The 20,784-nt window shown below is 67.3% G+C and carries 27 protein-coding genes and 2 tRNA genes; 17 read left to right on the plus strand and 12 right to left on the minus strand.

All coding sequences use genetic code 11. The features are described from left to right. Positions 1-66: 66 nt before the first annotated feature. Positions 67-552, plus strand: coding sequence for a DUF2165 family protein (locus AC07SQ_RS13045; RefSeq protein WP_495270964.1), 486 nt, complete (start codon positions 67-69; stop codon positions 550-552). A gap of 76 nt (positions 553-628) precedes the next feature. Next, the gene (locus tag AC07SQ_RS13050; RefSeq protein ID WP_070061747.1) at positions 629-973 is read left to right on the plus strand and encodes a hypothetical protein; all 345 of its coding nucleotides are present in this window, start codon (positions 629-631) and stop codon (positions 971-973) included. Positions 974-987: 14 nt separating this feature from the next. On the opposite strand, the gene AC07SQ_RS13055 is transcribed toward AC07SQ_RS13050, so the two are convergent. Beyond that, positions 988-1,452, minus strand: a complete 465-nt coding sequence (locus tag AC07SQ_RS13055; RefSeq protein WP_495269291.1) for a GNAT family N-acetyltransferase — start codon at positions 1,450-1,452, stop codon at positions 988-990. Between the two features lie 4 nt (positions 1,453-1,456). Continuing rightward, the gene (locus AC07SQ_RS13060; protein ID WP_495270963.1) at positions 1,457-2,467 is read right to left on the minus strand and encodes a LysR family transcriptional regulator; all 1,011 of its coding nucleotides are present in this window, start codon (positions 2,465-2,467) and stop codon (positions 1,457-1,459) included. A 354-nt stretch (positions 2,468-2,821) separates the two neighbouring features. Here AC07SQ_RS13060 and AC07SQ_RS13065 point away from each other — a divergent pair, with 354 nt between their 5' ends. Next, on the plus strand, positions 2,822-3,094 hold the full coding sequence (locus AC07SQ_RS13065; RefSeq protein ID WP_492745099.1) for a hypothetical protein: 273 nt from the start codon (positions 2,822-2,824) through the stop codon (positions 3,092-3,094). 4 nt (positions 3,095-3,098) lie between these two features. On the opposite strand, the gene AC07SQ_RS13070 is transcribed toward AC07SQ_RS13065, so the two are convergent. After that, positions 3,099-3,386 carry a helix-turn-helix domain-containing protein gene (locus AC07SQ_RS13070; RefSeq protein ID WP_369644255.1) on the minus strand — a complete coding sequence of 96 codons (288 nt, stop codon included), beginning with the start codon at positions 3,384-3,386 and terminating at the stop codon, positions 3,099-3,101. A 136-nt stretch (positions 3,387-3,522) separates the two neighbouring features. Here AC07SQ_RS13070 and AC07SQ_RS13075 point away from each other — a divergent pair, with 136 nt between their 5' ends. The 7 genes from AC07SQ_RS13075 to AC07SQ_RS13105 all read left to right on the plus strand — a co-directional run bounded on the left by AC07SQ_RS13075 (position 3,523) and on the right by AC07SQ_RS13105 (position 8,516). Further along, the gene (locus AC07SQ_RS13075) at positions 3,523-3,861 is read left to right on the plus strand and encodes a hypothetical protein (protein ID WP_235944267.1); all 339 of its coding nucleotides are present in this window, start codon (positions 3,523-3,525) and stop codon (positions 3,859-3,861) included. A 165-nt stretch (positions 3,862-4,026) separates the two neighbouring features. Beyond that, entirely contained in the window at positions 4,027-4,797 is a 771-nt protein-coding gene (locus AC07SQ_RS13080; RefSeq protein ID WP_495270962.1) for an ornithine carbamoyltransferase, read from the plus strand. A 63-nt stretch (positions 4,798-4,860) separates the two neighbouring features. Continuing rightward, positions 4,861-5,235: a tetratricopeptide repeat protein gene (locus AC07SQ_RS13085; protein ID WP_492745109.1), complete on the plus strand. Its 375-nt coding sequence runs from the start codon at positions 4,861-4,863 to the stop codon at positions 5,233-5,235. A gap of 31 nt (positions 5,236-5,266) precedes the next feature. After that, positions 5,267-5,845, plus strand: coding sequence for a dihydrofolate reductase family protein (locus AC07SQ_RS13090; RefSeq protein ID WP_492745111.1), 579 nt, complete (start codon positions 5,267-5,269; stop codon positions 5,843-5,845). A gap of 41 nt (positions 5,846-5,886) precedes the next feature. Continuing rightward, entirely contained in the window at positions 5,887-7,047 is a 1,161-nt protein-coding gene (locus tag AC07SQ_RS13095; RefSeq protein ID WP_495270961.1) for an ABC transporter substrate-binding protein, read from the plus strand. A gap of 111 nt (positions 7,048-7,158) precedes the next feature. After that, positions 7,159-8,052: a DMT family transporter gene (locus tag AC07SQ_RS13100; RefSeq protein WP_495270960.1), complete on the plus strand. Its 894-nt coding sequence runs from the start codon at positions 7,159-7,161 to the stop codon at positions 8,050-8,052. A 44-nt stretch (positions 8,053-8,096) separates the two neighbouring features. Then, a complete protein-coding gene (locus AC07SQ_RS13105; protein WP_495270959.1) occupies positions 8,097-8,516 on the plus strand; it encodes a hypothetical protein in 420 nt (139 codons plus the stop codon). Between the two features lie 378 nt (positions 8,517-8,894). On the opposite strand, the gene AC07SQ_RS13110 is transcribed toward AC07SQ_RS13105, so the two are convergent. The 5 genes from AC07SQ_RS13110 to AC07SQ_RS13130 all read right to left on the minus strand — a co-directional run bounded on the left by AC07SQ_RS13110 (position 8,895) and on the right by AC07SQ_RS13130 (position 13,636). Further along, entirely contained in the window at positions 8,895-9,383 is a 489-nt protein-coding gene (locus AC07SQ_RS13110; RefSeq protein WP_495270958.1) for a GFA family protein, read from the minus strand. A 74-nt stretch (positions 9,384-9,457) separates the two neighbouring features. Further along, complete coding sequence (locus AC07SQ_RS13115; RefSeq protein ID WP_495270957.1) at positions 9,458-10,408, minus strand: hypothetical protein; 951 nt, start codon at positions 10,406-10,408, stop codon at positions 9,458-9,460. Between the two features lie 180 nt (positions 10,409-10,588). Further along, positions 10,589-11,557 carry a Bug family tripartite tricarboxylate transporter substrate binding protein gene (locus AC07SQ_RS13120; protein WP_495270956.1) on the minus strand — a complete coding sequence of 323 codons (969 nt, stop codon included), beginning with the start codon at positions 11,555-11,557 and terminating at the stop codon, positions 10,589-10,591. Positions 11,558-11,605: 48 nt separating this feature from the next. Continuing rightward, entirely contained in the window at positions 11,606-12,556 is a 951-nt protein-coding gene (locus AC07SQ_RS13125; protein WP_495270955.1) for a PDR/VanB family oxidoreductase, read from the minus strand. A 3-nt stretch (positions 12,557-12,559) separates the two neighbouring features. Continuing rightward, positions 12,560-13,636, minus strand: coding sequence for an aromatic ring-hydroxylating dioxygenase subunit alpha (locus AC07SQ_RS13130; protein WP_495265351.1), 1,077 nt, complete (start codon positions 13,634-13,636; stop codon positions 12,560-12,562). A gap of 108 nt (positions 13,637-13,744) precedes the next feature. On the opposite strand from AC07SQ_RS13130, the gene AC07SQ_RS13135 reads away from it, so the two are divergent. The 4 genes from AC07SQ_RS13135 to AC07SQ_RS13150 all read left to right on the plus strand — a co-directional run bounded on the left by AC07SQ_RS13135 (position 13,745) and on the right by AC07SQ_RS13150 (position 16,113). Beyond that, on the plus strand, positions 13,745-14,713 hold the full coding sequence (locus tag AC07SQ_RS13135; protein WP_139701919.1) for a LysR family transcriptional regulator: 969 nt from the start codon (positions 13,745-13,747) through the stop codon (positions 14,711-14,713). 106 nt (positions 14,714-14,819) lie between these two features. Further along, on the plus strand, positions 14,820-15,290 hold the full coding sequence (locus AC07SQ_RS13140; protein ID WP_495270954.1) for a DUF4124 domain-containing protein: 471 nt from the start codon (positions 14,820-14,822) through the stop codon (positions 15,288-15,290). 38 nt (positions 15,291-15,328) lie between these two features. Then, positions 15,329-15,793 carry a ribonuclease HI family protein gene (locus AC07SQ_RS13145; protein ID WP_495270953.1) on the plus strand — a complete coding sequence of 155 codons (465 nt, stop codon included), beginning with the start codon at positions 15,329-15,331 and terminating at the stop codon, positions 15,791-15,793. Between the two features lie 65 nt (positions 15,794-15,858). Then, positions 15,859-16,113: a DUF3297 family protein gene (locus tag AC07SQ_RS13150; RefSeq protein WP_062468964.1), complete on the plus strand. Its 255-nt coding sequence runs from the start codon at positions 15,859-15,861 to the stop codon at positions 16,111-16,113. A gap of 39 nt (positions 16,114-16,152) precedes the next feature. On the opposite strand, the gene AC07SQ_RS13155 is transcribed toward AC07SQ_RS13150, so the two are convergent. Then, the gene (locus tag AC07SQ_RS13155) at positions 16,153-17,205 is read right to left on the minus strand and encodes a DUF2272 domain-containing protein (protein ID WP_495270952.1); all 1,053 of its coding nucleotides are present in this window, start codon (positions 17,203-17,205) and stop codon (positions 16,153-16,155) included. A gap of 90 nt (positions 17,206-17,295) precedes the next feature. Between AC07SQ_RS13155 and AC07SQ_RS13160 the strand changes: the two genes are divergently transcribed. Next, positions 17,296-18,297 carry an alpha/beta hydrolase gene (locus AC07SQ_RS13160; RefSeq protein WP_495270951.1) on the plus strand — a complete coding sequence of 334 codons (1,002 nt, stop codon included), beginning with the start codon at positions 17,296-17,298 and terminating at the stop codon, positions 18,295-18,297. Between the two features lie 5 nt (positions 18,298-18,302). Here the strand turns inward: AC07SQ_RS13160 and AC07SQ_RS13165 are convergent, their stop codons facing one another. Together AC07SQ_RS13165 and AC07SQ_RS13170 are read right to left on the minus strand one after the other, a co-directional pair. Then, positions 18,303-18,587: a hypothetical protein gene (locus tag AC07SQ_RS13165; protein ID WP_062468955.1), complete on the minus strand. Its 285-nt coding sequence runs from the start codon at positions 18,585-18,587 to the stop codon at positions 18,303-18,305. Between the two features lie 124 nt (positions 18,588-18,711). Continuing rightward, a tRNA-Lys gene (locus AC07SQ_RS13170) sits at positions 18,712-18,787 on the minus strand. A gap of 151 nt (positions 18,788-18,938) precedes the next feature. Here AC07SQ_RS13170 and AC07SQ_RS13175 point away from each other — a divergent pair. Continuing rightward, positions 18,939-19,649, plus strand: coding sequence for an SDR family NAD(P)-dependent oxidoreductase (locus tag AC07SQ_RS13175; protein WP_495270950.1), 711 nt, complete (start codon positions 18,939-18,941; stop codon positions 19,647-19,649). A 75-nt stretch (positions 19,650-19,724) separates the two neighbouring features. Here the strand turns inward: AC07SQ_RS13175 and AC07SQ_RS13180 are convergent. Then, positions 19,725-19,800, minus strand: a tRNA-Ala gene (locus tag AC07SQ_RS13180). A gap of 88 nt (positions 19,801-19,888) precedes the next feature. Between AC07SQ_RS13180 and AC07SQ_RS13185 the strand changes: the two genes are divergently transcribed. After that, a complete protein-coding gene (locus AC07SQ_RS13185) occupies positions 19,889-20,755 on the plus strand; it encodes an alpha/beta hydrolase (protein WP_495270949.1) in 867 nt (288 codons plus the stop codon). Positions 20,756-20,784 lie beyond the last annotated feature (29 nt).

Genomic DNA, 20,784 nt, shown 5'->3' on the forward strand with positions numbered 1-20,784 from the left:
GCGCCGGCCGGCGGTTGCATCAATATCAAAGAATAATCTTTGATATTTAAGAACGCAGGCGTTCCGATGAATCTCCCTACCTCCGTCTGGCTGTTCCAGTCCCTCCACGCGCTGGGCATGGCGCTGTGGCTGTCGATTGCCGTGCGCAACAACTGGCGCGGCTTTGCGGGCTCGGTGTTCGCGGTGGGCGGCACGATGTCGATGGCGCCGTTGCGCACCGAGCCTGCCATCGACACGCCCTTGCTCACGCGCGCCATCCGCTCGGTGGCGCTGCACCGCGCGGCGTTGTGCGTGGTGCTGGCGTTGCAGCTCGGCGCGGCGCTGGCGTTCTGGGCCGGCAGCGCGATGCTGGTGGTCGGTGGCGACCTGTCGGCCGCGCGGCCGTGGCTCAACCTGGGGCTGGCCGGCTTTGCCGCCTTCCTGTTCGCGATGCACCTGGGCGGCCTGTGGTTCGGCTACTGGATCCGGCAGGAGGGCCTGCAGCTCACGCACCTCGTGCTGTTCCTGTGGGTGCTGGCGGCGTTCTTCCTGTTCAACCTGTCATGGCATTGATGCCGCCTTCGTCCTACGCGCGCGGTGAGGCCACGCCCACAGCCCGCGCGTCGCGCTGCATCCACCATCGGTCCCCATGAACAGAGTGATTCTTGCGTTCCTGGGTGGGGTTGCCTGCGCCGCCGCCGTGGCGGCCATCGCAGAGCCCGTGAGAGTGCCCGTCGACAGCGACGACAAGGGCACGGCCTACATCGCGCCCAATGTGAACTCCACCGAAACCTCGGCCCGAACGAACGGCGCCACGGTCGGCGTGCAGCGCCCCGACGGCAGCGCCCTCGAAGCCGGTACCGACACCTCGGGCAAGCGGCCCACCTATTCGGTGGGCGCCAAGACCGGCGGCGACGTCTCCTTCTCGGGCGGCGCGCATTCGGACGGCAAGGCCAACACCGGCGTGAAGGCCGGCATCACCATCAAGTACTGATCTTCAGCACGGGGTCAGACCATCGTCGCGTAGACGATGAAGCCCTCGTGCTTCGCGACCTTGTCGTAGAGCGTGCGCCCGGCCGCGTTGGTCGTGTGCGTCTGCCAGTACACGCGCTGCCCGCCCGCGCCGCGCACCGCGTCGTACACGCCCTGGATCAGTTGCCGGCCTACGCCCCGGCCGCGTTCGGACGACTGCGTGAACAGGTCCTGCAGGTAGCAGGTCGGCTCGATGCGCGTCGTGCTGCGGTGGAACAGGTAGTGCACCAGCCCCACCAACTGCCCCTCGCGCTCGGCCACCAGCGCATGCACCGGCTCGTACGGATCGAAGAAGCGCTGCCACGTGACCTGCGTGATCGCCTCGGGCAGGGCCGTGGGGCCCTCGCGGCCGTAGAAGGCGTTGTAGCCGTCCCAGAGCGGCTTCCATGCGGCGAAGTCGTCGGGCGTGGGTGGGCGGATCAGGAGCGCGGGCGTGGTCATGAGGTCAGGGGGCCTTTCCGTTGGGAGCGAGCGTGTCGCGCGCCGCGATGGCGGCGGCAGCAGCGGCGGTGGTTGCGGCGTTGGCGGGACAGGCCGGCAGCGCCACCGGCACTGCCGCGGGCATGGGTTCGGGCACCGGCCCCATCGATTTTTCAAGAAAGTCGAGCATCGCGCGCATCGCCGCGCTGTTGTGGCGGCGCTGCGAGTACGCGGCATACAGCCAGTGCTCGTGCGGCATGTGGTCGCGCAGCACCGGCACCAGCGCGCCGCGCTCCAGGTGCGACTGCGCCAGCGGCTCGGGCACGTAGGCCACGCCCACGCCGCGCAGCGCCAGCTCGATCAGCGCCACCGCGTCGTTGGCCTCCATGCGGCTGTGCACCGCCACGTCGTGCGGCTGGCCGTCTGTCTCGAACGGCAGGTGCGTGGTGGGCATCGGCGAATAGCTCAGCACGTCGTGCCGTGCCATGTCCTCGGGCACCTGCGGAATGCCGCGCTGCGCCCAGTAGGCGGGCGACGCGCACACCACCATGTCGAAGCGCACCAGCCGGCGCACGATCAGGTTCATGTCGTCGATGCGCCCGCCCGTCAGGTGGATGTCGATGCCTTCCTCGATCAGGTCGATGTCGTGGTTGGTGAAATTCAAGCTCACGTACACGTCGGGGTAGAGCTTGATGAACTCCGCGATCACGTCCGAAAGCCAGCCCGCGATGAGCCCGTGCGGCGCGCTCATGCGCAGGCGCCCGCGCGGGTGCGAGCCGTGCGCCTGCAGGTCGTTGAGCGTGTTCTCGGCCATCGTCACCAGCTCGGTGCTGCGCTCCAGCAGCACCTCGCCCGCGTCGGTGAGGCTCAGCGAGCGGGTCGAGCGGTTGAGCAGGCGCACGCCGCTGCGCGCTTCCAGTTCGGCCACATAGCGGCTGACCGTCGCCTTGGACATGCCCAGCGACAGGGCCGCGCGGGAGAAGCTGCGCCGGAACGCGACTTCGCGGAACGTTTTGATGAGATCGAGACCATCCATAGATCGGCGCATTGTTCCAGCATCGGGGGAGGGGGCACGGGTCGTAGGGGCATCCCGGTTTTGCGCTGCGAAGGGGGTGGGGGTGCGTGGCTATACTGCGGCCGTCACGTCAAAAACAGGCGTGACCGGGATTGGCGTCCCGTGTAACTGCTGCGACGAAAGCCGCAGATTTCTCCGCAGAGACTCTGTGGCTTTGTCGTTCGTGCCTCCATTTTTTTGGCGGCTCGAGCAGGGAGCCGCGAGGCTCGCCGGTTTGCGCAAGCAGTTCCCGGTACGCCAACCTGTTCGAGCTGCCGCCCTCAATTGGCGTTGGGTGCGACGGTTGTTGCAAACCGAACTGCCTGGAGGCCACGCATGGCTCTTGCCCCTTCCGTCACAGCCGAATCGCTCGCCTTGCAGGCCTGCGACGACCTCGACAGCTTTCACATGGTGCGCCGCGCGTATGCGTGCATCGAGAAACTCATCGTGCCGCAATGTGTGAACGACACCGACGATGTGTACCCGACGCGCACCGAACTCGGGGCGCTCGTGCGGCTGGTCAATGAAGAGCTGCAGCGGCGCATCGAAGCCGCCGAGGCCACGCTGCAGTCGCTGCGTGCTGCCGTGGGCGATGCCCAGCGGGGCTGACGGTTCAGGCGGGGCGCTCGCCGTTCTCCGCCGGTGGTTGCTGCTGTCGCTGCTGCAACGTCGTCGAGATGCCGTAGAGCGCCAGCATGCCGAGCACGTGCCCGATGGCAACGCCCGGCTCCCCCGATTCGATCCGCGCGATCGTCTGGACATGAACGCCCAGGCGCGCGGCAGCAGCGGCCTGGCCCTCGCCAGCCGTTGTGCGCGCCAGCTTGGCAGCAGCACCGAACGCCTTGATCGCTTCGATCGCGTCGTCTCCGATGTCGGAAGAAATTCGTTTTCCTTGGGCCATGCTTTCATTGTCCCCGGTTGCTGATGCGAGTGGAACGCGCGTCTCTGTCTTCGTGGCGCTGAAGGGGGTGTTCGGCTGAGGTGGTAGGTACTATCGGGAGCGAGCCTTGTCAGTCGCCCCAGTTTCTTGATTTGAGATGAACCCGCCACCAACTCACGTTCCCGGGAAGCCGTACCACTTCTTTTCCATCCCGCTGATGATTCAGCCCAATCTTTGGGATGAGAAGGTCTCGTTGAAATTTCGCGGGTTGCTGTTTGCTGTGCTCTATGCGATTCCCGTGCTGATCATGTCCGTCGTGATCCCCCTCGTGGTGGTATTCCCCGCCATGAGTTTCAGCTCGATCGGAGGACTTTTGGTCGCAGCGCCTTTTTGGATGCTTGCCGCGTACTTCATGTCGGCGCTCGCTGTCGGGGTACTTGTTGGTCTCTACAACTATTCAGAGTTCAAGAGATTTACGAAAGCACCGGCCAATTGATTGAAGTCGACTGTTGATGGTCAGGAGCCACCACCCTCCAAATCTTCACCTCTTGTTACCAGCTTGAGGTTGCACTCCACGGCCAGAAGCGGACCTTCAATCGCATCCTCCAATCTCTGATCTCCGACATATCCCCAGCCATGAACCTAGTCAGCCTGTCGTCACTTGCCCCCCAAGGATGTTCACGCGATCTGGCGTCTGGCTGCATCATCCGGCGCGGGCGTTCAAGGCACTGCCGCCTGGTCGTTCGAAGGAAATGGCATTCGCACGCGCACGACGTTCCTGAAGGCATTCCAGGAGCTGAAGCTGTCCGTCATCGAGCTGCCGAATCTTCTGAAGACAAGCGAACGCGTGTGCGATCTCGCAGGCTATCTCGACCCGTTCTATGACATCTACGTCATCCGGGAGTCGAACCACGAGCGCCTCGCGGAGTTTGCGGCCTCGTCTCGCAGACCCGTAGTCAACGCGATGTCGAACGCCGGCCATCCATGCGAAGTGCTTACGGACGCCTACTTCATCGAAACGATCATGGGTCCGATCCAGAGGGCGCGCATCTGCCTTTGGGGACCGCCGACCAACGTGTTTCGTTCGTGGCACGAGCTGGCCAGCGTGATGGGCTTTACGCTGGTTCATGTCTGCCATGAGAGCTTCCACGAGACCATCCCCAACGTCGCCTTTTCATCGGCTTCCCCAGAAGCAACAGACGTGGTCATCACCGATGGCTGGCCTCGGGGCACGGAGCAGTTGAGCCGTCCGCTGTCCGTTGAAGATCTGGCTCGGATGGGCAACCCCGTGCTGTTGCCGACGCCACCGTTCACTGTCGGTGGTGAACTTTCGGTGGACCCTCGTCGCTATCCGCACTTCGCCGGCTACGAGCAGAAGAAGCTCCTCTTGCCGGTGCAAAGAGCGGTGCTTCAATATCTGCTTGCAACCTGAATTGACCGGGGCCAGTCAGTCGAGTGCTGGACGGAATAGAGTCGAGAAAAGCTTGAACAGCCTATGAGCGAGGACTTCATCTCCATCAGCCGATCACTGGTCGAGGACGCATGGAACAACCCCGACAAGTGGGAAGCCAACCTTGCCTCTGCGCAAGCGTTGCTCTCGAAGGCGCTCGTTGAATCCCCCGGCAACGTCCTTGCCCTGACGTGCTTGGGCGCAGTGCTTTCCGATCAAGGCAAGCACAAAGAGGCTGCATCCGTCCTGCAGCGTGCAGTCGAACTCGGCTCCACCGATCGGAACACGTTCTTCAACCTCGGCGTGGCAACGATGAACTTCGGCTCACGCGCGAAAGCCATGTCTGCATTCCGTGGGGCCGAAGGGCTCCAGGCTTCGCCGCTGTCGTGGCCGGCATACTTTGATGCGCAGGCCCATTGAGCGCCCTCCCATCCCAAGCAAGGAGACCCGCATGAGAACGCTGAAAATCATGGAGCACATCTCGCTGGATGGCGTGATCCAGACCTCGGGCGAAGACGGCTTTCCCTACGCGGACTGGACCACGCCCTACCGCAGCCCCGCCGGCCGGGATGAAGTGCTCGCCGCGCATGGCGGGCGCTTCGATCTGCTGCTTGGGCGTCGCACCTACGACCTGTGGTCGGACTACTGGCCCAAGGCGCCGAGCGGCGCGATGGCGGATGGACTGAATGCGGCGACCAAGCATGTCGTGACCCACCGCCCCGAAAGCCTGGCATGGGGCCCGTTCGAAAGCGTGGGACCGGACGTCGTCGAGGGCGTTCGCCGCATCAAGTCTCAGGCGGGCCCGAACCTGATTCTCTGGGGCAGCTCCTCGCTGACATCGACGCTGCTGGAGCACGGCCTGGTGGATGACGTCGTGCTGCTCGTCTATCCGGTGCTGCTGGGCGCGGGAAAGCGCTTCTTCGCACAGGGCACTCCACCACGCGCCTTCGAGCTTGTCACCACGAAAGCAATGCCATCGGGCATCCTCCTCAGCGCCTACAAGGTCGTCGGCCCTTTGAAGGCCGGGTAGTCGAACCGCGAAACATCGCGAGCGAAATCACAAGGAACATCTTGATCCACCGCATCCGCACGGCCCTCGTGGCCTGCACATTGGGCGCCGCGGCACTGGCCGTTTCCGCGCAGGTCACCATCGGCTTCATCGGCACGCTCTCCGGACCTGGGGCCGCGGTCGGGCAGGAGCAGTACGACGGCTTCATGCTGGCGGTCGAGCAACGCCAAGGCATGCTCGGCGGTGTTCCCGTGGCGGTCCTCAAGGAAGACGACCAGCACAACCCCGAGCGCGGGGCGCAGCTGGTGCAGAGCCTGATCGAGAAGGAGAAGGTGAGCTTCATCACCGGCGTGACCTTCTCCGACGTGATGATGGCCATGGCCAAGCCGATGGCCCGAGCGGGCATGCTGTTCGTCGGCTCGAACGCCGGCCCCGCGCCGATCGCCGGCAAGCAGTGCAACACCCGGTTCGTCTTCGCCTCGTACCAGGACGAGTACCAGGCCGGGATCGTGGGACGCTACGCGGTCGACAAGGGCTACTGGAAGACGCTGTTCATTGCGCCCGACAACGCAGCGGGCAAAGACCAGCTGCGCGGCTTCAAGCGCTACTACTCGGGCGAGGTGGTGAGCGAGATCAACGTCAAGCCCGACCAGGCCGATTACGCGGCAGCGCTGGCGCAGATCCAGCGCGTAGCGCCCGATGCGGTGGTGGCCTTCCTGCCGGGCGACATGGGCGTGAACTTCATCCAGCAGATGAACCGCTCGGGCCTGCTGAACAAGGTGCCCTTGCTGACCGTGGGCACGGTCGATGGCACGACATTGCCGCTGCTCAAGGATGCCGCGCTTGGTGTGGTGGCCGGCGCGGTCTGGGGCCCCGACCTGCCGAGCCCGACGAGCAAGGCTTTCGTTGCCGCCTTCGAAAAGAAGCACGGGCGCATTCCCTCGCAGTACGCGGCGCAAGGTTTCGATGCGGCGCTCCTGATCGACAGCGCGCTGAAGGAGACCAAGGGCTCCGTCGCCGATCGCGGTGCCTTGCGCAACGCACTCAATGAGGCCGACTTCTCGTCGGTGCGCAGCGGCTTCAAGTTTCTGCGCAACGGTTTCCCGGTGCAGGACGGGCACATCTTCGTGGTCGCGAAGGACGCGCAGGGCCGCACGTCGCTCAAGCGGATCGCCACGCCGCTGGAGGCGAACCCGGATGGGTACTGGAACGAGTGTCGGTAGGCAGGGGCTGGCGGCATCTGGCCAAGACCCCGACGTTCGCAGCGCCTATGCTCGGCGTTCAAGAACAAACCCCGTCCCTCCCGGCCACTGCCGCGAGACCACAGCCTGACCATGCACCCGACCGGAACCCTGCGCGGCATCGCCGCGATGCTGTTGGCCTGCGCCTTCTTCGCCTGCATGGACGCGCTGCTCAAGACCCTGGCCGGGCACTACCCGCCGGTGCAGGTGATGGCGCTGCGCGGTCTCACGGCGCTGCCGCTGGTGTGCGTGTACATCGTCTGGCGGCGCGAGGCGGCCGGCGTTTTCAACCGCCGGCTGCGCTGGCGCCTGCACCTGCTGCGCACGGCGCTGAACATGACGATGCTGGTGCTCTTCGTGCACGGCCTGAAGACCCTGGGCCTGGCCGAGGCCTACACGCTCACGTTCATCGCGCCGCTGCTGATGGTGCTCATCGCCGTGCCGCTGCTGGGCGAGTCGATTCTGCCGCGGCACTGGATCGCCATCGGGCTGGGCTTTGTCGGCGTGGTGGTGGCGCTGCGGCCCGAGCAGGGGGCCTTCCTTTCGACGGGCGCGCTGGCGATCCTGGTGGCCGCCGTCTGCTATGCGCTGTCGAACATGCTGGGCCGGCTCATCAGCCGCACCGAGCCGAGCGCCGCGCTGGTCTTCTGGACCACGGCGGGCATGGCCGTCGGCGGCAGCCTGTTCGCGGCGCCGCAATGGGTGCCGCTGCAGGCCGGGCACGCTTGGGCGCTGGCAGGCCTGGCCCTCAGCGGCTTCCTGGGCCAGCTGGCCATCGCCGAGGCCTTCCGCCACGGCCAGGCCGCGGCCATCGCGCCCTTCGAATACAGCGCGCTCGCGTGGGCGCTCGTGATGGACTGGGTGTTCTGGCAGGCCGCGCCCGATGCGTGGACGCTGGGCGGCGGGGCGTTGATCGTCGCGAGCGGACTGTGGCTGGCGCGCAGCGAGGCGCCGAGGTCTGTGCAGAAGAAGCAGAAGGCCGCCTGAGCCGCTAGAGTCGGCCAGAAGCAGCCACGCGCACAAGACTTTCAATGCCTCGAACCACTTCCGAGATCGCTCACGACATCGCCAACTTCGAACCTCCGGAGGACGGCAGCTGGCGCCACCTGGACTCGCTTCTGGATGAACTCTGGAGGGCAGGCAATCCGGAGCAAGCCATGCCCGAAATGCTGAGCGTTTTCGAGCGCTACCCCGAGGAAGACGGCTACGGGGTCATGTGGACCATCGTTCACGGATTGGAGAGCTTGCCCAACTACCAGCCTGAGCTTCTTCGCTCCCTCGCGCGACAGCCCAGCGAACTCGGCATCGCCATGGTCGGTCGCATCCTGAACGCCGGCACGACAGAGATCGGCGGCGTTTCATTGCTGCAGACGCTGCACGACCTGGCGAACACGGCGGCTTCTTCCTACATCAGGGAAGAGGCGCTCCGTGTGGCGTCTCGACCGCGCTGAACGTCCGCCGCGAGGATTTCTTCCGAAGCGCTCATTCGCATCGTGCGCCGCGATGCTCCCAGGCTGCGCGGCTTAGCGATCCAAGCCCATGACCACAGACTCTCTTCCAATCACCCGGCCCGCCATCCTCTGCGTCGCATGCGCCGCCGCGGCGGGGTTCTTCTGGTGGGCGTTCCATGAGCGGTATTACAGGCACAGGGACTGCATCGAAGCATCCGCCTCCAGCTGCATCGCGCCCGACGGAGCGAATCTGATCGGCGGGGGCGCCGTCTGGTCCGTGGTCGCAGGCCTCTTCACGTGCCTCTCCATCTACTACTTTGGGGTCGTGCTTCGCCGTCGTCGGGCGAATGGCCGCTGATGAGCGGCTGAAGCGAAAGTTCAGGCCCCGCCGTCTTGCCGGGCCAAGACAGGCGCCTCATGCCGCGAGGCTGGCTCCGGCTGGCCGTCGAGCGTGGCCCGCGCCCCGGCAAAGCAATCCACGTCGGCCGGCAAGGCCACGCCGCTCTGGGCGGAGCGGGTCCAGATGTGGCTCGTGAGTTCGACCGCGTTGGGGTCGTCGTAGCACCCGCGCGAGATGGCGCGCACATCGGGCCAACGCTCGAAGGTCAGGCCCATCGTCGTGCCGCATGAGGGGCAGAAATGAACGAAGACCTGCTTGTGGCTGCCGTCCGATCGGTGCGCGTACTGCCGCAGTTCGCCTTCGTTGAACTGCACGGCGTCCATCGGAAAAAGCGACTCGGCGTAGAAGGACGTGCCGGTCATGCGCTGGCAGAACGTGCAATGGCACGCGAACGTGCGCAGCGGCGGCTGGGTCGTGCTGAATCGGACCTTGCCGCAGAGGCAACCCCCTTCAAGTACAGCTGGCATACGGCACCCGGAAAAAGAGGAGGATTCTGCCCCCTCGATCGACGGCGTTCGATGCAGCTGCCCGAACCGCGCGCTCAGGCCAGCCCCAGCTCCTTGGCCTCGGCTTCGTAGTTCGGGTACGACGCCTTCATCGTCGCGCCGTTGAGGATCATCTCGGCCACGAGCGTGCGCGACGGCATCTCGTAGACCTGGGTGCGCACCCACACGGACTCGGTGCGCGCGCTTTCGCTCAGCGCGATGATCTCGCGCTCCAGTTCGTAGTCCTGGTCGACGAAGAGCGGTCCCTTGATGAGGCGGATTTCCTGCCCGGCGAACAGGCCCACCGCCGGCTTGCGGCCACTCAGTTGCGCCTCGGCGCTGGTGGAGCCGAGCAGCACGCTGATCATCTCGGTCGGGATGATCGCCCGGCCCCACGGCGAACCCTTGCCGCCTTCGGGCGTGTACCAGTCGCAGGGCTCGGTGATGACCTTGAGCTTGTCCGCCAATGTGAAGGGGTAGTGGTCGCCCATGTGCTGGTCGAAGCCCATGCGGATCTTCTCGACGACGGCGCCGCGTTGGCCCACGCGCAGGTCGCGGTTGATGACCAGGCCCTGGGGCGGGCGCAGCTTCGCGATGCGCTGGGGCAGCTCGTGCGGGTGCTGCGCGGCATCGCCCACGGACGCGGTGCCGGTCAGCACCGGTGTGCCGTCGGCCTTCTCGGCGCGCAGGCGCACGAAGGTGGCGCCGGGCGCGGGCAGGTCGACAAAGGCGCGCACCGACTCGCCCTCGACCACCATGTTCTGGTAGTGGGCGCTGATGCAGCCGGTTTCGAACCAGGCCTGTCCGAACACATGGAACAGCAGCGGGTCGAACTGGCTGAAGTGCGTCGGCCCTTCGATCGGCCCGGCGCGCAGGCCCAGCGTTTCGGCCGTCGCGTCGTCGTGGATCGACTTGTGGTCGTCGTAGGTCTGGTCGGCCAGCATCTGGCGCGGCTGGCGCAGCGGGCCGCACAGGCCCAGGGCGGTGGTGGTGAAAGGCGAGGTCATGGGGGAGGGCTCCGTGTAGCCGGCGGCGGGCGCCAGTCGAGTTCGCGATGATGGCAAAGTCTCCGCGCCGCGCCTGTCGCCTAGGGAACGCCTGATGCGGCCGGCCACACAGTCACTGGCGGTCGGCGCACGGCAGATGCATCGGTCGTCCTTGCATGACGGTCCGGGTGGTCGCTTGCCTCATTGCGCCTCGACGCCCAGCTCGCGCATCCGCCTGGTGATCACGTTGAACTCCTCCTTGTACGACGCCGCGAACTGCTCGGGCGTGCTGTTCATCACCTCGAAGCCCCGGCCCACGAACAGCTGGCTGACGTCGGGCGAGCCGACGATGGCGCGCACTTCACGGGCCAGCTTGTCGACGATGGGCTGTGGCGTCTTCGCCGGTGCCAGCAGCCCGATCCAGACGTTGGTGTCGTAGAGCGGGTCCTTGAAGCCCAGCTCGTTCATGGTCGGAACCTGCGGGAGCGAGGTGGAGCGTTGTCGTCCCAGCACGGCCAGCGGCACGACCTTGCCCGTTGGCACATGCTGCATCGCGCTGGGCACCGACGACAGTCCGACGTCGATGGTGCCCGACAGCAGGTCGGTCACCACCGGCCCTTCGCCGCGCTGCGGCACATGCACCATGCCTGCATTCAGGCCGCGGTTGAGGCTCTCGCCGGCCAGGTGGCCCAGCCCGCCGACGCCCCAGGACCCGTAGCTCAGTTTCACGCCCTTGGCCACCTTGGCCTTCAGGTCTTCGATGCTCTTGATGCCGGTGCCGGGGTGCGTGGAAATCAGCGCCGGGCTGCGCACCACCTGCGTGACGCCGACGAAGTCCTTCTGCGGGTCGTACGCCAGGGTCTTGAACAGCGCCGTGTTGTTGATCTGCGAATCGGTGATGGTCATCAGCAGCGTGTAGCCGTCGGGCTTGGCGCGGCCGACTTCGCCGGCGCCGATGGCGCCCGCCGCACCCGCCTTGTTGTCCACCACCACCGGCTGCCCCATCGATTTCGACAGGCGATCGCCCAGGGTGCGTGCCACGAAGTCGGTCGCACCGCCGGCGGCGTAGGGCACGACGAGGCGGATCGGCCGCGAGGGGTAGCTCTCCTGCGCGGCGATGGGCAGCGCCAGCGTGATCGCTGCGCATGCGGCAGTCATTTTCTTGAACATGGTTGTCTCCAGTGGTGGGGTTGGGTTGTCTGCTTGTTGTTGGGGGCGTCAGAGATCGAGGACGAGCACGGCGCTGCGCGCGCGAGACACGCAGGGCAGGATGCAGGTGTGGCTGTCGCGCTCTTCGTCGCTGAGCACGAAGTCGCGGTGATCCGCCTCGCCCTCGAGCAGCGGCACCTCGCAGCTGCGGCACATGCCTTCGCGGCACGAGAAGGGAATGCTGACGTGGGCGCCTTCCAGTGCGTCGAGCAGGCTCTGCCGCGGTGCGACCTCGATCCTCTGGCCGCTGCGATGCAGCACCACGGTGAAGGTGCCGGCCGGCGCTGCGGGCGTGGCGGGTTCCGGCGGTGCGAAGCGTTCGAAATGGGTGGCCGCCTTGTCGATGCCGACAACGCCTGCGGCCGCACCGACCGCGTTCATCAGCCCTTCGGGGCCGCAGCAGTAGACGTGGGCGCCCGGGGCCGCACCGGCCAGCCAGCCCGCCAGGTCGGGTGGCGCGCCCGCCGCTTCCTGGTCCACGTGCAGCTGCACGCGGTCATGGTGGCGCGCCAATGTCCACGCATAGGCGGCACGGGCCCGCGTGCGCACGCAGTACAGCAGCTTCCAGGGCCTGGCGTTGGCCTCGCACCAGAGGATCATGCTCAGGATGGGCGTGATGCCGATGCCCCCGGCCACGAACAGATGCTCGGTGGCGGCCGGGTCGATGCCGAACAGGGCGCGCGGCGCGCCCACCTCGAGCACATCGCCCACGGCAAGGCGCTGGTGAACGAAGGCCGAGCCGCCGCGCGAAGCTGGCGCCAGGCCCACACCGAGCACGTAGCGGTGGCGCTCCAGCGGCGAGTTGGCCAGCGAGTACTGGCGGCGGATGTCGCCGGGCAGCAGCAGGTCCACATGGGCGCCCGAGGTGAAGGGCGGCAGCGCGGTGCCGTCCTGCGCACGCAATTCCAGGCCGAGCACATCCTGCGCCTCTTGCGTGAGGCGGGTGACGAGGAGCTTCATGGCTCAGGCCTTGACGGGTTCGGGCGCTGCTGTGGCGGCAGGGCGGGCCGCGGCTTCCTCGAGCGCTTCTTCTTCCAGCCGGCGCGAGACCATCCAGCGGAACTGGTTCAGCGCGGCGTCGATGCCGAAGGCCATCATCTTGAAGTCGGGCGCCAGCGCCAGGCTCCTTTGCTGCGCGGTGATGATGTCGCGGTCTTCATCGAAGGCATCCACCACGGCCTGGTGGATCGAGTGCGTGACTTCGGGTTGGTCGATGGCGAAGTTGTGGGGATGCGCGAAGAAGTAGTGGGTGGAGTTTTCCGTCTCGGGCGTGATGGCCTGGCAGCCACGAAATTCGATCGCACCGTCGCGGTTGCCTTCGGCAGCGCCCTGGCCGGTGGGCGCCATGCCGGAGTCCATCAGCAGGACGGCCGGGATGGTGAAGTTGTAGATGTTCCATCGATCGACCCTGCTGCCCCAGTCCTTGACCGCCTGGGCAAAAGGCGGCGGCTCGGTGTCGAGGGCCCACCGGGTGATGCGCACGCCGTTGTCGATGCGTTCGACCTTGGGCTGGGCGGCGGCGTAGTCCGCACTGCCTCCCAGCGTGGTCGGGTGCACGAAGGGCAGGTGGGAAAAGTCCAGCAGGTTGTCGCAGATCAGCAGGTAGTTGACGTCGTAGTGGATGTAGCCGTCCAGGCTGCGCCAGTGCGGGTCGTCCAGCCAGGGCGTGTCGGGGATCAGCGCAGGGTCGGCCTTGTCGGGAGCGCCCATCCAGATCCAGACCCAGCGGTGGCGTTGCACCACCGGGAAGGTGCGCACCCTGGCCTGGATGGGAATGCGCTTCTGGGCGGGCGCCTCGATGCACTGGCCCGAGGCGTCGAACTTCAGGCCGTGGTACATGCAGCGCACGCAGTCGCCTTCTCGCCGCCCCACCGACAGGGGCGCGCCGCGGTGGCAGCAGCGGTCTTCCATGGCGACGATCTCGCCGTCGTCCTTGCGGTACATGAGAACGGGCACGCCGATGATGGTGCGGGCGAACAGGCCCTGCGGCGTGAGCTCGTTGTCCCAGGCAGCCACGTACCAGGTGTTTTTGATGAACATGGGGCGTCTCCTTTGTTGTTCGCCGCGTTCGGGTCACGGCATGGGCAGAGCGTAGGACGAGGGTTCTCATGTATCAATGTCATTTCAGTCATTCCTAGAATGCGCGGCATGCATGCGGAAAACCTCGACCTGAACTTGCTGGCGGTCTTCGACGCGATGTTTCGCGAGGCCAGTGTCACGAAGGCTGCGCAGGGCCTCGGACTGACGCAGAGTGCGATGAGCCATGCGCTCAACCGGCTGCGTGCTTTTTTCGACGATCCCTTGTTCGTCAAGGTCGGCAGCCGCATGGAGCCCACGCGCAAGGCCGAGGGCATGCGCGCCGCGGTGGTGGAGGTGATGACCACCGTGCGCCAGCAGATCCTGGCGGGCGCCCGGTTCGAGCCCGCACTGGCGCGACGCACCTTCACCCTGTGCATGACCGACATGGGCGAACTGGTGTTCCTGCCGCCGCTGCTCGAGCGCTTCAAGAAGGAGGCGCCCGGATGCTCGCTGCGCACGCTGCAGGTGCCGCTCGAGCAGGTCGAAGGGCTGCTTGCGTCAGGCGAGGCCGACCTGGCGGTGGGGTCCATCCGTGCGGCGCCCGAGGGGCTGTTTCATCAGCGCCTGTTCCTGCACTCCTTCGTGACCATCGCCAGCGCGCGGAACAAGGACATCGGCGCCACCCTCACGCGCGAGCGCTTCGAGGCGATGCGGCACATCGTGGTCTCGCTCACCGGCCACTCGGCGGAGAGCTACGACAAGGTGCTGGAAGACCAGGGCATCCGCCGCACCGTGGCCGTGATGACGCCCCACTTCCTGATGGTTCCGCTCCTGATGGACCGGCACGCCGATCTGCTCGCGACGGTGCCGCGCGAACTGGCGGAGGTCTTCGCCCGCATGGGCACGGTGCGCATGTTCGAGCCGCCGGTGCCCGTGCCCCAGTTTCAACTCAACCAGCACTGGCATCCGCGCTTTCACCACGACCCGGCCGTGGTCTGGCTGCGCGACGTGATGAAACACACCTTCGAGCACTACCCGCGCATCACCACGCAGGCCAGTCCTCCGGCCAGGAAAGGGGCGCGAGCCAAGTCGCGTTGACGTGCCGGCCGGCATCGACTTTTCCTCTGCTGCGAGCCTCATCCCCCACCCGTTTCTGCGTGCCCGCTTGTTCGAGCGGCCGCGCACTGTTACAAAGGGCGTCTCCATGCGCTCCACCACCTTTCTCTTCGTTTCGCTGCTCTGGCTTGTCGTGGCCGCTCCGGCCGCGCAGGCGGAGGTGGTGCGCTGCACCGACGCCGACGGCCGCATCGTCTACACCGACGGCGCCTGCCCGCCGGGCACCAGGCAGTCGCGGCAGCTGCGCATCGACGAGCCGCCGCCTGCACCACCGCGCGCCTCCAGCGAGGAGGACACAGCGCGCCGGTCGGACTACGCGGCACCGTCCGCCCCACCGCCGCAGCCCGCGCCCTCGGGGCCGGCCATCATTCCGCGCTACCCGGTGGGCGAGGCGCCTGCGGCCGACCCGGGGCCGACCTACATCTGGGGCGGCGATCCGTACTACGGCCCGCCGCGACCGGGGTATCACCCCCGGCCGCCGCGTCCGCCGCGCGATCCGGGGCCGCCACCCGGCCAGCGGCCGTGCAATCTCGCGGGCATCAAGCGCAGCAACTGCTGAGCGCGTTCGTTCCTCGTTCCTCTGCTTCCTGTTTCTTCATGACCGTTGCCGCGCCCGAGCGCCTTTCCCCGTGGGTCGTCCATTGCGACGGCAGTGCCATGCCGAACCCCGGGCGCATGGGCGTCGGCGTCGTCATCACGCAGCCCGACGGCACCCGCCACACCTTCTCGCAGGCCACGCACACCACGGGCTGCAACAACGAGGCCGAGCTGCGGGCACTGACGCTCGCGCTGCGCGAGCTGCAGGCGCGCGGCGCCACGAGCGTGCAGGCCTTCAGCGACAACAGCACGCTGGTCGAACAGTTGAGCGGCGCTGCCGACGTGCGGCCGATCGTGCGCATGGCGCCGCTGTTCGAGGAGGCGCGCACGCTGCTGCAGGGCTTCGACGAGGCGCGCGTGCAATGGATTCCGCGCCACCGCAACGCCGAGGCCGACGCGCTCGCGCGGGCCGCGCTGGGCTTCGGGCCGAAGCCGCCGCCCAAGGCCTGGAAGAAGCGGCGCTAGCGGCGCCCGCGAAGGGGCATGCGGCAGGTTCTATCATTCGGGTCGATTCAGACACCCGTTTCCCCATGACCGAAGAAGCCACCTCCAAGCCCACGCTGCCCGACCATCTCTCGACCGATCCGCGCAGCCCGCACCACATTCCCGCCGTGTTCGAGCACCCGATCGGCATCCGCTTCAACGGCAAGGACCGCCTGGACGTCGAGGAATACTGCATCAGCGAAGGCTGGATCAAGGTGCCCGCCGGCCGCACGCTGGACCGCAAGGGCTACCCGCTGCTGATCAAGCTCAAGGGCGCTGTCGAGGTGTACTACCGCGACTGACGGAGCGGGGCACGCGCCCCACCGTTCCTGTTTTTTCTTTCAACGCCACTGCAGCAGCAGCGACCACGGCTGCCGGCTCATGTGGCGATCGACGCATGCGCTGCGGCCCGCCGTGCAGCCTTCGGGCAGGTAGCTCGGGTCCAGCAGCCGCGTGCCGGGCGCAAAGGCCAGGCGCCGCAAGGTGACCGACTGCAGCACGTTGCCGCCCACGGCATCGAAGCCCGCCCCGTCCACACCCACCACCACATCGCAGTGCATCGGCAACGGCGCGCCGCCCGTGGGGCGCGCGGCGAGCACCTCGCCGATCTTGGCGAAGCGGTCGAGCGCGGTGCCGCGCGCGCCACGTGCATGGCAGACCAGGTCGCCCGGGCGTGGCGGCGTGCGCATCAGGTCGCAGGCGCGCAGGGCCTGCGGTGTTGCGCGGCCCGCGGCCTCGTCGATGCCGGCCTGCCACGCGGCGCCGGCGTAGTCGACGTGGGCCTCGGAAAGGACGAACTCGTCGGCGCCGAGCCCGGCCTCGCGCGCGACCCAGCTGATGAACGCGGCGGACCAGGGCGTGTCGATCACCGCGACACGCTGCAGGGCCACTTCGAGGGCGCGCTGGTCCGGCGCGGCCAGCCCCTGGCCGGGGCCGACACCCAGGCCTTGCAGGCGCGCGGCGCTCGCCTGGTTCAGCGCGTCGGTCAATCGCGTGCGGTCGGCCGCGTGCGGGGCGCCGAAGCGAACGAGAGAAGGCAACCGCTCGCTCGACGGATCGACCGCGCGCCAGTAGCGCAGCACGCGTTGCCATGCGGGCAGCGCGTCGATCGGATAGCGCGTGTCTTCTGCTTCCGAATAGCCAGACTCGGTGAGCCGGCCTTCGGCGTCCATCGTCTGGCTGCCGAAGGCAACGTGCTCCTGGCGCGCCAACGCCGCCATCGCGAGGGCGCGCGGCGGTGGCGGAATGTAGGAGGCCGTGGCAAGGCAGCCGGACGCGGCCGATGCGAAGGTGGGCGCCGCCGCGAACACCAGGGCTGCGCACAGCGTGCGCGCTGCGTGGCGCAGCGGTTGTGTGAGCGCGGAGGAGGGCGCGATGACGGGCGGTGGCGACATGTGAGGCGAGCATAGCGGGGCACTGCCCGTGGCAAGCAGAATGCGGGGTGCTCCCTGAAGCGCCGGACCGTCCGGTGCAGGCGCCCCACCGTGAAGCTCAAGACCATCCTGCTGCGGATCCTCGGCGTCATCGTCGGCCTCGCGATCGTGGGCTATGCCGCGTTCCAGTGGAGCCCGTGGCCCTCGGTGTTGATGATCCGCTATGCCTTCGGCAAGGGCTCGGACGCCGCGTCGCAGTCGCTGCAGAAGCACGTGCCGACTGGCATCTCGGCGGTGCTCGATCAGCACTACGACGAGGCCGACCCGGATGCCTACCTCGACGTGTTCCGTCCGGCCTCGGCGGGCGCGCAGCTCTTGCCCACCATCGTGTGGGTGCACGGCGGCGCCTGGGTCTCGGGCCACCGGCGCGACGTGGCGAACTACGCGCGCGTGCTGGCGGGGCAGGGCTTCACCGTGGTGGCCGTCGGCTATTCGATCGCGCCGGGCCAGGGCTATCCGGTGCCGGTGCGGCAGGTGAACACGGCGCTGGGCTATCTCGTGCGTGAGGCAGCGAGGTTGGGCGTGGACCCGACGCGACTCGTGCTGGCCGGTGACTCTGCGGGGGCGCACATCGTCGCGCAGGTCGCGAACGCCGTGGCCGTGCCGGGCTACGCGAAAGCCGTCGGTCTCACGCCCGTCATCGCGCGCGAGCAGCTGCGCGGCATGCTGCTGCACTGCGGGGCCTACGACGCGGCGCAGGCCAAACTCGACGGTGCCTTCGGCGGCTTCCTGCGGACCGTGTTCTGGTCGTACAGCGGCAGCAAGGATTTCCAGAACGCGCCGGCCTTCGAGACTGCGTCGGTGCGCCGTTATGTGACCGGGGCCTTTCCGCCGTCGTTCATCACCGCGGGCAACGGCGATCCGCTCGAAGGGCAGTCGCGGTCGATGGCTGAAACGCTGATGGCGAAGGGCGTGCAGGTCGACAGCCTGTTCTTCCCCGCCGATCAAACGCCGGCGTTGCCGCACGAGTACCAGTTCAACCTCGACGATGCGCCGGGGCGGCTGGCGCTGGAGCGCTCGCTGCAGTTCTTGCGGCGCGTCACGGCGCCGTAGCTAGGTCAGCCCTGGGGCTTGCTCGGCAGGTCGCCTTCGCGCAGCTTGCGGCCGACCCACATCAGGCCGGTTTCATAGTCGGCGCTGCCGACCTGCACGCCGCCCACGGTGCGCAGTGCGCCGGTGCCGTCATCGGTGGCCGGGCCTTCGCCCGTGAGGTCGCCGGGGACCAGCAGGCGGCCGTCTTTCAGGAAGTCGGCGATGCGCAACTGGCGCATGCCGCGGCCCCAATGCCAGTGCTGCTTGAGGTCGAAGGATTTCGGCGATGGCGCGGGTTTGGATTTCTTCACGGGATGTCGGGGAGGGGCTTGCGAAGGTTCGCGTCGGCGCGATCAAACGTACAAGTGAACGCACCATGAAAAAAGCCTGCTACCTTGTGGGTAGCAGGCTTTCCAGCGTTGCCGCGATGTTGGTTGGTGGGCCCTGAGTGACTCGAACACTCGACCTACGGATTAAGAGTCCGCTGCTCTACCAACTGAGCTAAGAGCCCTTGCTTTGAAAACCGTTAGTGTTTTCTGGCAAGACCACGAGTATATACCAATCTTTTTGGGACTTCAAAAAATTTCTGCACATTTGTACGACGGCGTTAGGATGCGCGACCTTCGGGGCCCGACCCCATCCCTGTCAGAGGAGAAATTTCGATGAGCGATGCAAGCAACACCCCCCATGTCCTGATCACCGGCGCCGCGGGCGCACTGGGCCGTGCCGTGGCCCAGCACTTTCTTGACCAGGGCGCGCGGCTCGCGCTGGTCGATCACCACGCCGGTCGCCTGGCCGAAGTCTTCCCGGGCCTGGACAACTCACAGCACCTGCTGCTTGCCGGCGACGTGACCTCGGCGCCCGACATGGCCGCGCTCACCGGCCAGGTGCTGCAGGCCTTCGGCGGCCGCGTCGATGCGCTGGTGCACATTGCCGGCGGCTTCGAGATGGGCGAGGCGACGCACGCACTCACGCGTGCGAGCTGGGACCGGATGATGAATCTCAACGCCTGGTCGTTCGTCGCCGTGACGCAGGCCGTGCTGCCCTCGATGATCGAGCGCCGCGCGGGCCGCATCATCGCGGTGACGGCCAAGGTGGCGGCGCGCGGCCTGCCGGCCATGGCGGCGTACATCGCGTCGAAGAGCGCGCTGCAGCGGCTGGTGGAGTCGATGGCGGCCGAGGCTGCGCCGCACGGCGTGAACATCAACAGCGTGGCGCCCAGCGTGCTGGACACGCCGGCCAACCGCCAGGCGATGCCCGACGCGAACCCGGCCGAGTGGGTGTCGACCTCGGTCGCGGCGCAGACCATCGGCTTCCTGGCATCGCCGGGCGCCGCGGCATTGCACGGCCAGCACCTGACGCTCGACGCCTGATATTTCCCGGCCGCAGCGCACAGCTGCAAATGAAAAAGGCCTTGGCGATTGCCAAGGCCTTTTTGCTGGGTCGGTTGGTGGAGAGGAGGAGGATCGAACTCCCGACCTCCGCATTGCGAACGCGGCGCTCTCCCAGCTGAGCTACCCCCCCAACACAGGCCACATTTTATCCAGCCGCGCATTTCCATGCACGCGGCCGTGCCAAGATGCGCCCCGGAAAAACAAGGAGCAAACACCGCATGGAAGCGCACGACCCCGCCTGGCTGGAAGGCATGTACAACAACCTGGCGCGGGTGAAGGACCACCCCGCCTACTTCGCGCGCTGGGGGCGCGATTCCGCCGCGGCGCGCGACACGCTGCCGTGCCGCATCGATGTTCCCTACGGCACCGGACCGAACGAAACGCTCGATATCTTTCCGGCGCCCGTGCCCGATGCGCCGGTGCTGGTCTTCATCCACGGCGGCTACTGGCGCGCCATGGACAAGAAGGACCACTCGTTCATCAGCCCCGCCTTCCACGACCGCGGCATCTGCGTGGTGCAGCCCAACTACGCGCTGTGCCCGGGCCCGGTCGACCAGCCGGTGACGGTGCCGGGCATCCTCTTGCAGATGGTGCGGGCGCTGGAATGGACGTGGCGCCATGTGGCAGCGCATGGCGGCGACCCTTCGCGCATCACCGTCGCGGGGCATTCCGCGGGCGGCCACATGGCGGCGGCGTTGCTGGCCTGCGACTGGAAGGCGGTGGCGCCCGATCTGCCCGCGCAACTGGTGCGCAATGCGTTGTCGGTCTCGGGCCTGTTCGACCTGCGGCCGCTGCAGCGCACGCCCTTCCTCGAGCACACGCTGAAGCTCACCGATGCCGACGCGCGACGCGCGAGCCCGGCGCTGTGGCCTGCGCCGGCGCGCGGCCAGCTCTATGCGGCGGTGGGGGGCAACGAGAGTGCGGAGTTCATCCGCCACAACGCGATGATCCGCGAGGCCTGGGGCCGCCACACCGTGCCGGTGTGCGAGGTGCTGCCGGGGCTGGACCACTTCGGCGTGGTCGATGCGCTGGCCGATTCGGCGCACGCGCTGCACCGCTATGCGGTGCAACTGCTCGAGGCCTGAAAGAAAAGACGGGCGGGCAGAGGGCCGCC

Source organism: Variovorax sp. GW821-FHT06D12 (assembly GCF_059419205.1).